Raw genomic sequence first — 14714 nt, forward strand, 5'->3', positions numbered from 1 at the left:
TCACACTAAAATCGGCACGCTGGGCGCGCAAAAGGTCACGCGGCGTCAAACCGCCCGTCAGACCGTCCCGTCGGCGCCTCTGGCACCGTTCCCCGCGCACTCCTCGTACGGCAGCGTCAGCGTCGCCACGGCGCCTCCGTCGGCCGCGTTCGTGAACGTGAGCTGCGCTCCGAGGACCGCCGTCTGGCCCAACGCGATCGTCAGACCGAGCCCGTGGCCCCTGGTCGTCCCCTCGGTGCGGAACCGCTGCGGCCCGTGTTCCACCAGGTAGTCGGGGTATCCGTCGCCGTGGTCGCGCACCGAGACCACGGGCCCGTCGACGGTCACCACGACGGGCGCCCGCCCGTGCTTGTCCGCGTTGGCGATGAGATTCCCAAGGACCCGCTCCAGGCGCCGCCGGTCGGTCTCCACGCAGACATCGCGTACGAGGACCAGCTCGGCATCGACTCCCGAACCCCGCACGGCGCGCTCGGCCAGTGGGGCGAGATGGTGGTCGTCCAGATCGACCCGCTCGCTCTTCGCGTCGAGCCGGGAGATCTCCAGGAGGTCCTCGGTGAGGGTCCGCAGCGCGGCGACCCGGTCGCGCACCAGCTCCGTGGGGCGGCCCGGCGGCAGCAGCTCGGCCGCCGCGTGCAGACCGGTCAGCGGAGTACGCAGCTCGTGCGCCACGTCCGCGGTGAACCGCTGCTCGCTCTGGAGCTTGCCCTGCATCGAGGACGCCATCGTGTCGAGCGCTCCGGAGACCGCCGCCACCTCGTCCTGGAGGCGCGAGGGCTCGCGGGTGCGCGGGTCGTTCACGCGGGCGTCGAGGTCACCCGCGCTGATCCGGCGGGCCACCGTCGCCGTCTGGTGCAGACGCCGCGTCACGCGCGTCACGGAGAACGCCCCGACCAGGAGCGTCGCCCCGATCGCGAGCACCGAGGAGCCGAGGATCGCCCGGTCGAGGCCGTCGATCGTGCGGGCGCCCTGGGCGTAGTCGACCTGGACGGCGATGGCGCGCCGGTCCGTCGCGGGCCCCGCGGCCCACATCGTCGGCCGGGAGTTCTGCGTGCCGACCATCGTCCCGCGCTCCCCGCCCACCGCGAGCTCCCGCAGCCGAGCGGGAAGGCCCGGCGGATCGACCCCCGCGCCGGGGCCGAGCTCGTCGCCAGCCTCGAACGCCGCGGTGGCGTCGTCGAGGCGGGTGAGGGCGTGGTCGCGGGCTTGGCCCACGGTCTGGTTGGTCACCGAGACGTGCACGAGCGCGCCGAGCAGCGCGGCGAGCGCGCAGCACATGACGGTGATGAAGACCGCGGCCTTCCAGGTCAGCGTCGCCGTCCAGGCGGGAAGCCGCGGTCCGCGCGGCAGCCTGTGGCTCATCGGCTGTCGCTCGGTGAGTCGCTCGGGGAGCCGCTCGTTGAGGGCACGGGACGGGCGCTCGCCGCAGGCTCGGGCTTGCGGGACGGCTTCCTCTTCGGCGTGTTCGGCGAGCGCACGATCTCGTCGGTCGTCGGCAGCATGGTCTTCTGGTGGGAGTCCCAGGACCAGACGGTGCGGTACTCGTACCCCTGCATGCCGGAGACGGCGCGGACGATCACCTCGTGACCGGCCAGCTCGACACCGAGCACCGCGTCCCCCATTTCCATGATCTGCGTCAACTTCCGCTTCTCCACGGCGTAGGCGCGTATGTCGAGATTCTCTGCGTGCCCCCGGGCAAGGCGGATGCCGACGATGAGGTCGTCCTTGCCGTCGCCGGTGAGGTCGCGGTAGTAGGCGTTCAGGACGGGGCACTCGCCGTCGCCGTCCTCGCCGCCACCGTCGGCGTGGCCGGTCTCGCACGTGTCCAGCTGCTCGGCCGTCTGCTTGTAGACCGTGTCCGAACGGCTGTACATCCCGGGGTTCTCGTCGAAATCGGCCTTGGCGACGGCCACCGGATTCACCTTGCGCAGATCCCCGCCCGGTACGTCGACGCCCTTGACCGGCAGGCTCTCGATCGTGCCGTAGTCCTCGGCGGGCGCCGAGGGAGGCGGCAACTTCGGCCACAGGCGCGTGGGCGCCTCGGCGGTGGGGGTGGATCCCGCGCCGCGCAGGTCGCCGGGGTCGCCGCAGCCGCCGGCCAGCAGGACGGCGGGCAGCACGAGTCCTGCGGCGAGCGCGAGACGGCTCCGGTGCACTGCACTCCTGCCTGCCGGAGGAGCGGCCCGGGGGGCTGCTCGGCTGCGGCGCGAGGTTCGGTTGCGGCGCCGCGGGGACCGGGTCCCGTCACCCGGGTCCGGCTACGGCGCGAGGTCGGCGTAGAGAATGATGTTGTCGGTGCGGTGACCTTCCTCGATCGGTCCGCCACAGGTCAGCAGGCGCAGCTCGGGCCGGTCGGTCGCCCCATACACCTTATTGGTGGGGAAGTTCTTTTTGTCCACCTGTTCAATCTCGCGCACCTTGAACGTCGCGGTACTCCCGTCCGCTCGCGGCACCTCGATCTCGTCCCCCATTCTCACCTTCGCCACGTTCTTCATCAGCGCGGGCCCCTTCGCGGTGTCGTAGTGCGCGACCAGGACGGCCGCCCCCTTCTCGCCTGGGGTGACGCCCCCGGTCCACCAGCCCGGCTCGTCCGCCTTGTCCACGGGCGGCACTTCGAGCGCGTCGTCCGCGCCCACGCCGAGGTCCAGCATCGACTTCGCGTCGACACCGGCCGCCGGGATGCGCAGGCCCGTGGGGCGGGACTTCTTCATCGGGGCGTTCGGCTCGGCCGCCGGGGAGGCCGTGGCGTTGTTGACCTTGACGTCGGGCGCGGGGTCGCCGCCGGAGCCCTGACCGCAGGCGATGAGGCCGATGCCGAGGGCGGCGGTGAGCGTGGCGGCGGCTGCTATGCGGGTGGTGTGGCGGCGCTTTACGGGGGTGGGTGCGGGGACGGGGGCTTCGTCGGTGGGGGTGCTCACAGCGGCTCCTGCGGGGTGCGTGGGGAAGGGGGGCTCAGGCGTCGGTGCGGCCGCGGCGCAGCATCGCGTACCCGAGACCGGCCGCACCGGCGGCCGCCATGGCGCCACCGGCGGCGATGAACACCGGGTCCCCGCTGTGGAACCCCTCGGTGCCGGCCTTGACCCCGCCCTCCGGGGCGCCGGGGGCGACCGGCGCCACTGTCCGGGTGCCGTCCGCCTGGGCCGCCTCGGCGTGTGCCGGCGTATCCGCGACGGCGGCCACCGCGGGCATGAGGAGCGCGCCGCCGACGACAGTGGTCACGGCGGCGGAACGGAGGAGGGTGCGGCGGCGGTGGCTGCTCATGAGCGGACGGTCCTTACGGCTGGCGGGCTGGAGGCCGGGGGCGTGCGGCCTGGTCGCTGCGAGGGGAAGCGAAAGAGGCACCTATGAAGCTAGATGTCCGCCATTGCAGCAATTCGTCAGCTATGTAACAGCGAGCCATCACCGCGGAGGCGGTGCGGAGGCGGCAGGGAGGCGGTTCGGGGGCGGTGCGGAGGCGGCGGGGAGGCGGTGCGGAAGCGGTGCCGTTACGAGTGGCTCAACGAGTGGCTCAACTTCCTTCCGCCTCGCCCAGGTTCTTGCCCAAGGCATGTCCTTGCTGCTCCCATGGTCCGTGGGGTGATGATGCATGAGCGGACTGCGCGTCATACCGGCCTGGCGGCACGGACAGGAGCGGCTCTACGTCTGTCTCACGGACGGCAGAAGCGTGGCGTGGTACGAGAGGGAGTCGTCCCGCGTGAACCTGCTCGGCGAGGAGCACAGGGAAGCCGTCCTGCGCGCCCTCGCGCCCTTCCTGACCGGCGGCTTTTCGATAGGCCCGCCGCCCGTCCCCACCCCCGCGGAGCTGGCCCGCCTCGCCCTCCACCCGGACGACGACCTCGCCCCGAACCGCCCGGGCGAGGCACTCCTGATCGCCCTCGACCGTGACCCGGCCCCCGCCCGCAGGCTGCGCGCCGACCCGCGGCAGCGGGCGCTCACCGCCGAGCAGTCCATCGGTGAGGTGCTCGACGGCCTCGAAGGCGGCGGCTGGCACACCCTGCACTCGGTGCCGCTGCCGGGCGGCGCCCGCATCCACCACCTCCTGATCGGCCCCGGCGGTCTGTTCAGCGTCCACACGCTGCCCGCCCGCAAGCAGCGGGTGCGCGTCGCCGACCCGATGGTCACGGTCGGCCGCGCGGACCCGCGTCCACTCCTGAGGGAGATCCGCGCCGACGCCGACCGGGCGTCCTTCGCGCTGACCGCCGAGATCCGCCCGGTCCTGGCCCTCTGCGGGGCGACGGATCTCGACGTCACGGCCCCGCCGCGCGAGGTGCGGATCGTGCGCGACCGGGAGGTGTCGACCGTGGCGGGCACCGGCGGCGTACTGAAACCGGCCGATGTGGAGGCGCTGCACGCGATGGCCCGCGACCGGCGTACGTGGCTGCGGGTGTAACTGCCCCGGCAGGCCCCTTCTCAGAGGTTGTCGCCCCAGCCTCCCTGGATCATGGTCTGGAACGCCCAGGCCCCGCCCCGCTTCAGCAGGATGTCGGCGTACCGCAGCTGCTGCGTCTCGCCGTTCGCGGTCATCACCGAGTCGGTGAAGACCACGGCCATGGCGGGGGAGAGGAAGACGGGCGTGCGCGTGGACTCGAAGGTGATGTCCTCGCTCCCGTCCCCCATCACGTGCGTCATGGTCGCGACGAACTGTTCCCGGTCCCACTGCGCGGAGCGACCGTCGCCCGCGGAGTCGTCGCTGACCAGGTTGAGCGGGAAGACGGCCAGGTCGGCCATGCGCTCCACATCGCGCTTGGCGCTGTGTGCGTCGTACTCGGCGAACCAGGCGGCAAGGCTCGCGCGGTCCTCATCGGTCGCGACGTATCCGGTCTCGGGCAGTACGGTCATGCGGGCTCCTAATCAAGTTTGACTACGTGGAGAAAGGTATGCTCGATTATCTACCTAGTCAAACTTGATTAGGCGTGACGCCGATCACGCTCTAGTCGTGGGGGAGGGGGTGCGCCTGGCCCGGATCGGTGAGCGGGCCCAGCAGATCCCCCTGCCGCTGGAGGCGGGGCGCGATGTCGGCGGCCAGGAAGACGAGCTGTGCCGGGTCATCACACTCCTCGACTTCTTCCCAGGTCACGGGGGTGGAGACCGTCGGCTCCCGGCGGGCGCGCAGGGTGTAGGGGGTGGCGGTCGTCTTCGCGGCGGCGTTCTGGCTGAAGTCGACGAAGACCTTGCCGGGGCGCAGGCTGCGGGTCATCCGGTGGACGACGAGGCCGGGCAGTTCGGCCTCGGCTTCCTGGGCGAGCTTCTTCGCGTACGCGGTGACGTCCTCGGAGGGCGTCGGCTCCAGGGCGCAGAGCAGGTGCAGGCCCTTGGATCCCGAGGTCTTCGCGTACGCGTGCAGGCCGTCCGCCCGGAGCCGTTCACGCAGCCAGAGGCCTGCCCGGCAGCACTCGACGATGGTGGCGGGGTCGCCGGGATCCAGGTCGAGCACGAGCCGGTCGGCGACGGCGGGGGCGTCGGCCTGCCACTGGGGGGTGTGGAACTCGGTGACGAGGTTGCCGGCCCACATCAGGGTGGCCAGATCGTTCACGACGATCTGCCGGATGTTCCCTTCCGAGCGCGGCACGTCGGCGGTGTCCACCCAGTCGGGGGTGCCCGGTGGCACGTTCTTGGCGAAGAAGCGCTGCCCGTCCGGTCCGTCCGGGAAGCGAAGGAAGGAGACGGGCCGGTTGCGGAGATGAGGCAGGAGGGCCTCGGCCGTGCTGGCGTAGTAGTGCAGCATCTCGCCCTTGGTGAAGCCGGTCGCGGAGTAGAGGACCTTGTCGAGATTGCTGAGGGCCAGCCGCCGCCCCTCCACCTCGGTGATCGGCGTCATACGATGAGAATCCCACGAATAGGGTGAAGGCGCGTAAATCCTGGCAACAGATAATAAATGCTGGTGTACGTCCCTAAATGGATGCTCGACTGCTGAGAGGTGTCTGACGTGCGATCCATATGGAACGGTGCGATCTCCTTCGGCTTGGTCAGCATCCCGATCAAGCTCGTGAACGCCACCGAGAACCACTCGATCTCCTTCCGGCAGATCCATACGGAGGACGGGGGCCGGGTCCGCTATCGCAAGGTGTGCGAGCTGGAGGAGCGGGAGGTGACGTCCGCCGAGATCGGCAAGGGGTACGAGGACGCGGACGGCTCGATCATCCCGATCACGGACGAGGATCTGGCGGCCCTGCCGATTCCGACGGCCAAGACGATCGAGATCGTCGCCTTCGTGCCGGCGGACGGGGTCGATCCGATGCAGATGGACACGGCGTACTACTTGTCGGCCAATGGAGTGCCCGCGGCGAAGCCGTACACGCTGCTGCGGGAGGCGCTGAAGCGGAGCCAGAAGGTGGCGATCGCCAGGTATGCGCTGCGGGGGCGGGAACGGCTGGGGATGCTGCGGGTGGTGGACGACGTGATCGCGATGCACGCACTGCTGTGGCCGGACGAGATCCGGGGCCCGGAGGGCGTGGCTCCGGACACCCAGGTCAAGGTGCGGGACGCGGAACTGGACCTGGCGGACGCACTGATGGACACGCTGGGCGAGGTCGACGTGTCCACCCTCCACGACGACTACCGCGCGGCGGTGGAGGAACTGGTCACCGCCAAGGCCGAGGGCACGACCCCCACGGAGCCGGCCGCTGAGGGGGATTCGGGCGGGGGCAAGGTGATCGACTTGATGGCGGCACTGGAGAAGAGCGTGCGCGCGGCGAAGAGGGGCGGGGGGAACGGGCCCGGGGCCGGGGCGGGGGCGGAGGTGACGCCGCTGGAGCGGGGTGGACGAAAGCGGACTGCGGCGAAGACGACGCCGAAGGAGGTAGGGGGCAAGAAGTCGACGGCGCAGAAGACGACGACGGCGAAGAAGACGACGACGGCGAAGAAGACGACGACGGCGAAGAAGTCGACCGCGAAGAAGCCGGCGACAAAAAAGACGACGAAGAAGCGAACTTCGGCTTAGGGCGGGACGGGGCTGCTTCGTCTGCGGGCGCGGGGCAGCGCCGGGGTCGCCGACGCACCCGGGCGGCACGTCGCGCCCGCTCACCCCTTCCTGTCCGCACCCCCTGTCGCCACGGAGGTCGCCCACCCGCCCGGGCTGCACGTCGCCCGCTCACCCCTTCCTGTCCGCACCCCCTGTCGCCACGGAGGTCGCCCACCCGCCCGGGCTGCACGTCGCCCATTCACCCCCGGCCTGTCCGCACCCCCTGTCGCCCCGGGGGTCGCCCACCCGCCCGGGCTGCACGTCGCCCACCCACCCCCGGCCTGTCCGCACCCCCTGTCGCCCCGGGGGTCGCCCACCCCACCCGGGTTGCACGTCGCCCACCCACCCCTCCTGTCCCCCCTGGCACCCCGGGGCAATCGGGTGGGTGGGTGGGAAAGGTTTGTTCGGTCAGGGGTGGCTGCAGGGTGAACGGGCGGGTGGGCGGGAAAGCCTGTTCGGCCAGACGCAGGATGCGGGGCCGCCGACGGACACGGGGGGTGGTGACGGTTCAAGCGACGGACGCAACCCACGTGGCGCCCCCAGGCTCGCCGCACCCCACGTACGCGGGGAACCTGAGGACATGACCCAGGACAAGGACAGCAACTACCGGCCCGTCGTCTTCCGGGACCGCTCGGCGGGCTACGCCTTCCTCACCCGCTCCACCGCGGAGAGCGACCAGACCATCGAGTGGGACGACGGCGAGACGTACCCCCTGGTGGAGGTGGAGATCTCCTCCGAGAGCCACCCCTTCTACACGGGCCGCGCCCGCGTCGTGGACTCCGAGGGCCAGGTCGCCAAGTTCGAGCGCCGCTACGGCGATCAGGCACCCCCGGCCACACCGGAGGGATGAGGAAACCGCCCCCGCCCCACCGCGCCACGCCGTGTGGAGCGCAGGAGTGGCAGGAGGGACGCGGCGGCCCGACGATGGCGATAGAACCTTGATCACGACCGAGAAACCCCGAACAAAGAACCACGAGCGACGATCGACGAACGAGCTTGATCACGAGAAGGCGGCGGGCATGACCGACGGCACGACCGATCTCCAGGCGCTGGCGGCCGAGGCGTACATCTACGGCTACCCGATGGTGCTCAACCTCGACGAAGTCGACCGCCTCTCCCGCAAAGGCATGGGCTCGGTGGTGGCCCCCGCACCGTTCAACGAGTTCAGCCACGCGACCCGTCTCGCGGGCCCGGACGACCCCTTCGTGAGCGTCAACAACGACACGATCTACTCGCTGGCCCAGCTCGATCTGTCCGGCGGCGCCCTGCTCCTGACGGTCCCGGACACGGACGGCCGCTACTACGTCCTGCAGTTCGTGGACGCCTGGACCAACAACTTCGCGTACGTGGGCCGCCGCGCCACCGGCACCGGCCCGGCCAGCTTCCTGCTCACGCCGCCGGGCTGGGACGAAGAGGTCCCGCCGGGCGCCACCCGGATCGCCGTGCCGACGGAGGTGGCGTCGATCGTCGGCCGGTGGGCCTGCTCGGGCCCGGACGACGTGGCGGCGGTACGCGCGCTCCAGGAGGACACGCACCTGGAGCCGTACTGGACGGCATCCGGAGAGTCCCACGGGCTGCCGACCCACACGTACATCCCCGACGCCCAACCGGAGCTCCTCTTCTACGAGAAGCTCCGGGCGAGGATGGCTGCCTTCCCGCCCGCGCCCGCCGACCTGACGTACCAACAACAGTTCGCCCCGCTGGGCCTGTTGGACGCGCAGAGCCCCTACGCGACCCCCGATCCCGACCTCGCCGAAGCCCTGCGCGCGGGATTCGCCGAGGGCAAGGAGAAGGTCGAGTACGCCTCGACCCACGGGGACAGCGCGGAGCAGAACGGCTGGAAGCTGATGTACCACGCCTTCGACTACAACGCAGACCACTTCGAGGTCGGCACGCTCAAGGACCCCCAATGGATTTGTGCCGACCGGGAGTTGGGCCGCATGTTGCGCGCGGTGTCGGCCCACACGGCGCTCTGGGGCGAACACTGCTACGAAGCGGCGTGCGCAACGGCATGGACCGACGCTGACGGCCAACCCCTGGAGGGCGAGCAGTCCTACACTCTGCGCTTCGAGAAGCCGCCGCCGGTGGACGCGTTCTGGGCGATCACGATGTACGGCGTACCCGACCGCCACTTGGTCGCCAACCCCCTCGACCGATACTCCATCGGCGACCGCACCCCGGGCCTGAGCTACGACGACGACGGCTCCCTGACCCTCCGCCTCCAGTCACGCCGCCCCGCCGACGACAAGACGGCAAAGAACTGGCTGCCCACACCACCGCAGGGCAGCTTCCGCCCGATCCTGCGGATGTACACGCCCCAAGCAGCGGTCTTCGATGGCACCTACGAACTACCCCCGATCCACCGGAGCTAGGTACAGCCGCTCAGCTATGCAGGGTGGGCCGGTAGACGAGTTCCTGAATGTGGCCGTCGAGCGTCGTCCGGTCGATCAGCTCGAGATCGAAGTCGGCCGCACCCTCGAAGATCGGATCAAGGCCCGTCCGACCGGTGATCACAGGGAAGAGCGTCACCTGCACACGGTCGACCAGACCGGCGGCCATCAGCGCCCGATTCATCGACAGACTGCCGTGCGAGCGCAACGGCACCGCAGACTCCTTCTTGAGCCGAGCGACGACATCAACGGCATCCCCGCTCGCGAGGCTCGCATCCGGCCAGTCGAGAGGCCCCTCCAGCGTGCTCGACACCACAGTGGCCGGCAGGTTCCGCATCCGTGTGACCCACGGATCACGCACCTCGGACTCCTCGGTGCTGGAGGCCAGCATCTGCGCGAACGCCCGATACGTACGGGCCCCAAAAACCATCCGCTGCTCGTCGGCATACAGGGCGAGGCGATGGCCGAGCAGCTCGGGCCCTTGCTTCCCCCACTAGCCGGACCAGTTGTCACTGGCGGCGCCGAAGCCGTCAAGGCTGGAGAAGACGTCGAATGTGTAGGTGGCGGTCATGAGGCGCTCCTGAGTGCGGTCGATTGCGAGTCGCTCATACAGACCGGCGATCACGGCGAGACTCATCGCCGGGCGTGGTGGTGGGTTGAATCGGCTCAGTCAGAAAGGCTCGCTGAGGCGCCAGTTGGGCGGGTCGCGGACCCCTTCGCCCGCCTGCACTAATCGCTCTGGCCGTGAACTCAGGCAGCTGGCTCGCTTGTCTGGGCCCCTTCTGCGGCCAAGAGCTGCGCGAGGTTGTCCCGTGCACTGCCGAGCGTGGAGAGCATCTGCGCACGGGTCTCTTCGAAGCGGGGGTCGACCTCGACTCCGAGGTCATGTCGCAGCGTGACCCGTAGCAGGTATACGCCGTCAGACAGTGGGCCACTGAACCATGTATCGGCCCGCTGATACGCCCCGTCGAGGTCAGGGCTGCTGGGCAGATGCTTGACGACCGCATATCCGATCCCAAGAGATCTGTTGAGGGTCGAGGCTACGTCCAGGACGTCCTTGGCCAGTGCCATCTGTGCCTGGGAGTACTCGTCCGCCCAGGCCTCCTTCGCGCTTTCGAGCAGAGCCGGGTCGAGGCTTTCGCCGCGCTTTGCTGCCTCCACGGCGTCCCGCGCGGCGACTCGGTAAGCGCGAGCGGTGGTATTCAGACGGGCATAGAGATCCCGCCGCGCTTGTATCGCCTGCTCGTGGCGTTCCTGCTCTCGTTCGCGGTCGGCCCGCTCGTTCTGCTCCCGGTTGGCGCGCTGGCTGAGCACCGTCCCACCGAGGGTTCCCCCCAACGTTCCTCCGACAGTGATGAGCGCGACGGCAAGCGTGGTCACGTCCACGAGATCCTCCAACTCGTCCAGCAGTCGTCCGACTGCAGTCAGCGGCTGATGGCCGCGGTGCCGGCTCACCTTCGCCAGACTCATGCCCACCTGCAGTGTGGTCGTGGGGCAGCGTGACGTAACGAGGAGTGAAGGCCTGCTCGGCTCCACCATGTGCCATAACCTGCGGGCACGCTCCAAGATCCCGTCCACGCCTCGTCCACAGACCTCGACATACGGCCGCTACGGGCTGTATCTGCCTGCACATACGCGAAGACCCCGGCCTCAGCGTTTCCGCTGGTGACGGGGTCTTTGGGCACCTAATACAAGGTGCCCCCGGCAGGATTCGAACCTGCGCACACGGCTCCGGAGGCCGTTGCTCTATCCCCTGAGCTACGGGGGCGTGTCGGGGCGGGTTGCGCCGCGACGTGTAGAACCCTACCAGCTCTGAACGGCTCCCCATGAACAGGTATTTCCGCACTCCGTGGCCATGGGAGCGAGCACATCCGCACCCTGCGTCCCAGAGGTCACCCTCGGCTCCCCGCACGCTCCCTCGCACGGGGCAGAAGTGGGGAAAACCCGGACGCGGCGGCGGGCGCGGACCTACTCTCGAGTTGTGTCAGGCGTGTCAGGCCGCGTGCTTGTTGTGGACGACAACAAGGTCATCCGGCAGCTGATCAGGGTCAACCTCGAGCTGGAGGGCTTCGAGGTCGTGACCGCGGCTGATGGTGCCGAATGCCTGGATGTGGTGAACCAGGTCAGACCCGATGTCGTCACGCTCGACGTGGTGATGCCTCGCCTCGACGGGCTGCGTACCGCCGCTCGGCTGCGTTCCGATCCGCGGACCCGGGATCTGCCCATCGTCATTGTCAGTGCCTGCACCCAGTACGAGGTGGCCAGCGGGCTCGAGGTCGGGGTGGACGCCTTCCTGGCCAAGCCCTTTGAGCCTGCCGAACTGCTCGGGATCGTACGGCAGTTGATGGAGCACGGCAGTGGTGGTGGCGCCGGTGTTGGCGGTGATGGTGGTGACGGCGGGCACAGTGCGCTCAGCAGTGAGCTCGGGGCCGCCGGAGAAGCCGAGCGCGCCGGCCGCCCCAGCGGCTGACCCCGCCCCCGCCCCAGCGGCTGACCCCGCCGCCGCTCGAGTGGTTCACCCCGCCCCCGCCCGAGTGGCTAACCCCGCCCCCGCCCCAGCGGCTGACCCCGCCCCCGCCCGAGCGGCTGAACCCGCTGCCGCTCGAGTGGTTCACCCCGCCCCCGCCCCAGCGGCTAACCCCGCCCCCGCCCGAGTGGCTCACCCCGCCCCGGAGCCCGACCCAACCCCCGCCGAAGCCTCCCAAGCCGCCAGCACCCCCTTCCTCGCCAGCGCCCCCCCGTCCACATCCCGGACCATCAGGGAAACCAGGTCGCGTCCCCACCCCCCTCCTCCCATACGCTTGTCCCGTGACCCCCGTCGAGCTCTCCCGCACCGTGCTGCGCGCCATGCGTCGTGCCGTCGATGACGGGGAGCTCAGTGGCCTCGGGGACGTGGGGGCCACGGCGCGGGTCGTCGTCGAGCGCCCCCGCCCCGGCGGGTGTGGGGACTACGCCACGAACGTCGCCCTGCAGATCGCCCGCGCCGCCGGGCAGTCGCCCCGGCAGGTCGCCGAAGTGCTCTCCCCGCGGCTCGCGGGCGAGCCCGGCATCGCCGCCATCGACATCACCGGGCCCGGTTTCCTGAACATCACCCTCGAGCGGGACGGCGGCCCCGGGAACACCGGCAGTGCCCGCGCCGCCCTCGTACGTGACGTCCTCACCTGCGGCGCCTCCTACGGACACGCCCGTCCCGGCTCCGGCGAAGCAGAAGTCCACCAGCTTCACTTCCCCCGCGAAGTCCGCGCCGCCGTCCTCGCCGATTCCCTCCGCCGCATCCTCCTCTCCCAGGGGGCCCGCGTACGGAACACCTGTGAGGAGGCGCCCGACCCCGGCTGGGCCCCCCTCGGCGTACACGTCGACGCGTACGGGATCCACCCCTCCCCCCTCAAGGTCCTACGGCCCGTCCCCGCCCCGGCCGACCCCGCCCCCCTCGGCCCCGACGCCGCCCGCTGGGCCCTTCTCCACCCCGCCGCCCACGACCGGCCCCGCATCAGCAGCGACGAGCACCTCGTCCAGCGAGCGGTCAACCCCCTCTTCCGCGTGCGGTACGCCTGCTCCCGCACCCGCGCCCTCACCCGCAACGCCGCCGCCCTCGGTTTCCACAGCGCCCCGGGGGACGTCACCGCGGACGAGCTGCTCGATGCCCTCGCCGAGTACCCCCGCATCCTGGCCGCCACCGCCCGGCACCGTGCGCCCGACCGCCTTGCCCGGCATCTCGTCGTCACCGCCGATGCCTTCCTCGCCTTCGAGCCCGCCGTCCTGCCGCTTGGTGACGAGAAACCCTTGGCCGCCCACCGCGCCCGGCTCGCGCTCGCCGAAGCCGCCGGGACGGTGCTCGCAGGCGGCCTGTCCCTGCTCGGCATCAGTGCCCCCGAGTACTTGTGACACGTGAAGACAGACGTGAATGAAGTGAGAGAGACGAACGCGACATGAGCCGTTCCGCACACCCCGCCGGGCCCCGCCACGCCGACGTAGTCCCCGAAGGGCACTACACCGCCCCGGCCGCCGACCTGAACTCCCTCGACCCGAAGGTCTGGGCGCAGACCGTCGGGCGTAACGCCGATGGTGTCGTCACCGTCGGCGGGATCGAGGTGACCCGGCTCGCCGAGGAGTTCGGTACCCCCGCCTACTTCCTCGACGAGGCCGACTTCCGTGCCCGCTGCCACGCCTGGCGCGGCGCCTTCGGCTCGGATGCCGACGTCTTCTACGCCGGGAAGGCCTTCCTCTCGCGGGCGATCGTGAGGTGGTTGCACGAAGAGGGGCTCAACCTCGACGTGTGCAGCGGTGGTGAGCTCGCTACCGCTCTCGCCGCCGGCATGCCCGCCGACCGCATCGCCTTCCACGGCAACAACAAGACCGAGGGAGAGATCGAGCGGGCCATCGAAGCCGGCGTGGGACGCATCGTGCTCGACTCCTTCCAGGAGATCGTGCGCGTCGCTCACATCGCCGACCGGCTCGGCGTCCGTCAGCGTGTGCAGATCCGCGTGACCGTCGGCGTCGAGGCCCACACCCACGAGTTCATCGCCACCGCCCACGAGGACCAGAAGTTCGGCATCGCCCTCGCCGGGGGACAGGCCGCCGAGGCCGTGCGACGGGCTCTTCAGCTCGACGGCCTCGAGCTCATCGGCGTGCACTCGCACATCGGGTCGCAGATCTTCGACATGGCGGGCTTTGAAGTCTCCGCCCGCCGCGTCGTTCAGCTGCTCGCCGAGATTCGTGATGAGCACGGCGTCGAGCTTCCCGAGATCGACCTCGGCGGCGGGCTCGGCATCGCCTACACCTCCGAGGACGACCCCCGCGAGCCGCACGAGATCGCCAAGGCGCTCGGCGAGATCGTCACGCGTGAGTGCGAGGCCGCCAATCTGCGGACTCCCCGTATCTCCGTCGAGCCCGGCCGCGCCATCGTCGGACCCACCGCCTTCACCCTCTACGAAGTCGGTACGGTCAAGCCGCTCGAAGGACTGCGTACGTACGTCTCCGTCGACGGCGGCATGTCCGACAACATCCGTACGGCCCTCTACGACGCCGAGTACAGCGTCGCGCTCGTCTCGCGTGAGTCCGACGCGGAGCCCATGCTCGTCCGCGTCGTCGGCAAGCACTGCGAGAGCGGGGACATCGTGGTGAAGGACGCGTTCCTGCCCGCCGACGTCGCTTCCGGCGATCTGATCGCCGTGCCCGCGACCGGCGCGTACTGCCGTTCCATGGCGAGCAACTACAACCACGCCCTCCGTCCGCCGGTCGTCGCCGTGCGGGATGGTGAGGCGCGGGTCATCGTCCGGCGCGAGACGGAGGAAGATCTCCTGCGACTTGATGTCGGCTGAGGAAATACCGGCTCGGAAACAGCGATCGATGAAGTATCGGTCTGT

At 70.3% G+C, this 14714-nt stretch carries 14 protein-coding genes, 1 tRNA gene and 1 pseudogene; 7 read left to right on the forward strand and 9 right to left on the reverse strand.

What is annotated here, in order from left to right:
• Window positions 1-57: 57 nt before the first annotated feature.
• The 4 genes from E5671_RS31165 to E5671_RS31180 all read right to left on the reverse strand — a co-directional run bounded on the left by E5671_RS31165 (window position 58) and on the right by E5671_RS31180 (window position 3258).
• On the reverse strand, window positions 58-1359 hold the full coding sequence (locus E5671_RS31165; RefSeq protein WP_160507210.1) for a sensor histidine kinase: 1302 nt from the start codon (window positions 1357-1359) through the stop codon (window positions 58-60).
• The gene (locus tag E5671_RS31170; RefSeq protein WP_160507211.1) at window positions 1356-2153 is read right to left on the reverse strand and encodes a hypothetical protein; all 798 of its coding nucleotides are present in this window, start codon (window positions 2151-2153) and stop codon (window positions 1356-1358) included. Before E5671_RS31170 ends, E5671_RS31165 begins: the two co-directional genes overlap by 4 nt.
• Window positions 2154-2255: 102 nt before the next feature.
• Window positions 2256-2915 (reverse strand): class F sortase, encoded by a 660-nt coding sequence (locus E5671_RS31175; RefSeq protein WP_336605891.1) that lies wholly within the window; start codon window positions 2913-2915, stop codon window positions 2256-2258.
• 34 nt (window positions 2916-2949) lie between these two features.
• Window positions 2950-3258, reverse strand: coding sequence for a hypothetical protein (locus E5671_RS31180; protein WP_160507212.1), 309 nt, complete (start codon window positions 3256-3258; stop codon window positions 2950-2952).
• Window positions 3259-3583: 325 nt separating this feature from the next.
• Between E5671_RS31180 and E5671_RS31185 the strand changes: the two genes are divergently transcribed.
• Window positions 3584-4387, forward strand: a complete 804-nt coding sequence (locus tag E5671_RS31185; RefSeq protein WP_160507213.1) for a nuclease-related domain-containing protein — start codon at window positions 3584-3586, stop codon at window positions 4385-4387.
• A gap of 20 nt (window positions 4388-4407) precedes the next feature.
• On the opposite strand, the gene E5671_RS31190 is transcribed toward E5671_RS31185, so the two are convergent.
• Together E5671_RS31190 and ligD are read right to left on the reverse strand one after the other, a co-directional pair.
• A complete protein-coding gene (locus tag E5671_RS31190) occupies window positions 4408-4836 on the reverse strand; it encodes a nuclear transport factor 2 family protein (RefSeq protein WP_160507214.1) in 429 nt (142 codons plus the stop codon).
• 91 nt (window positions 4837-4927) lie between these two features.
• On the reverse strand, window positions 4928-5815 hold the full coding sequence (ligD, locus tag E5671_RS31195; protein WP_160507215.1) for a non-homologous end-joining DNA ligase: 888 nt from the start codon (window positions 5813-5815) through the stop codon (window positions 4928-4930).
• Between the two features lie 108 nt (window positions 5816-5923).
• Here ligD and ku point away from each other — a divergent pair, with 108 nt between their 5' ends.
• The 3 genes from ku to E5671_RS31210 all read left to right on the forward strand — a co-directional run bounded on the left by ku (window position 5924) and on the right by E5671_RS31210 (window position 9330).
• Window positions 5924-6937, forward strand: coding sequence for a non-homologous end joining protein Ku (ku, locus tag E5671_RS31200; protein ID WP_160507216.1), 1014 nt, complete (start codon window positions 5924-5926; stop codon window positions 6935-6937).
• Between the two features lie 601 nt (window positions 6938-7538).
• Window positions 7539-7808: a type B 50S ribosomal protein L31 gene (locus E5671_RS31205; RefSeq protein ID WP_160507217.1), complete on the forward strand. Its 270-nt coding sequence runs from the start codon at window positions 7539-7541 to the stop codon at window positions 7806-7808.
• 169 nt (window positions 7809-7977) lie between these two features.
• Window positions 7978-9330 (forward strand): DUF1254 domain-containing protein, encoded by a 1353-nt coding sequence (locus tag E5671_RS31210; RefSeq protein ID WP_160507218.1) that lies wholly within the window; start codon window positions 7978-7980, stop codon window positions 9328-9330.
• A 10-nt stretch (window positions 9331-9340) separates the two neighbouring features.
• Here E5671_RS31210 and E5671_RS31215 read toward each other — a convergent pair.
• The 3 genes and pseudogenes from E5671_RS31215 to E5671_RS31225 form a co-directional block, all read right to left on the reverse strand.
• A pseudogene (locus E5671_RS31215) lies at window positions 9341-9919 on the reverse strand (dihydrofolate reductase family protein).
• A gap of 179 nt (window positions 9920-10098) precedes the next feature.
• Entirely contained in the window at window positions 10099-10818 is a 720-nt protein-coding gene (locus E5671_RS31220) for a hypothetical protein (RefSeq protein WP_237330274.1), read from the reverse strand.
• 226 nt (window positions 10819-11044) lie between these two features.
• Window positions 11045-11116 (reverse strand) — tRNA-Arg (locus E5671_RS31225).
• Window positions 11117-11359: 243 nt separating this feature from the next.
• Here E5671_RS31225 and E5671_RS31230 point away from each other — a divergent pair.
• The 3 genes from E5671_RS31230 (at window position 11360) to lysA (ending at window position 14669) form a co-directional block, all read left to right on the forward strand.
• Window positions 11360-11818 (forward strand): response regulator, encoded by a 459-nt coding sequence (locus E5671_RS31230; protein WP_443032803.1) that lies wholly within the window; start codon window positions 11360-11362, stop codon window positions 11816-11818.
• 338 nt (window positions 11819-12156) lie between these two features.
• The gene (nrtL, locus tag E5671_RS31235; protein WP_160507219.1) at window positions 12157-13233 is read left to right on the forward strand and encodes an ArgS-related anticodon-binding protein NrtL; all 1077 of its coding nucleotides are present in this window, start codon (window positions 12157-12159) and stop codon (window positions 13231-13233) included.
• Between the two features lie 44 nt (window positions 13234-13277).
• Window positions 13278-14669: a diaminopimelate decarboxylase gene (lysA, locus tag E5671_RS31240; RefSeq protein ID WP_160507220.1), complete on the forward strand. Its 1392-nt coding sequence runs from the start codon at window positions 13278-13280 to the stop codon at window positions 14667-14669.
• The last annotated feature ends 45 nt before the right edge of the window (window positions 14670-14714 follow it).

Source organism: Streptomyces sp. BA2 (genome assembly GCF_009769735.1).
Classification (GTDB): domain Bacteria; phylum Actinomycetota; class Actinomycetes; order Streptomycetales; family Streptomycetaceae; genus Streptomyces.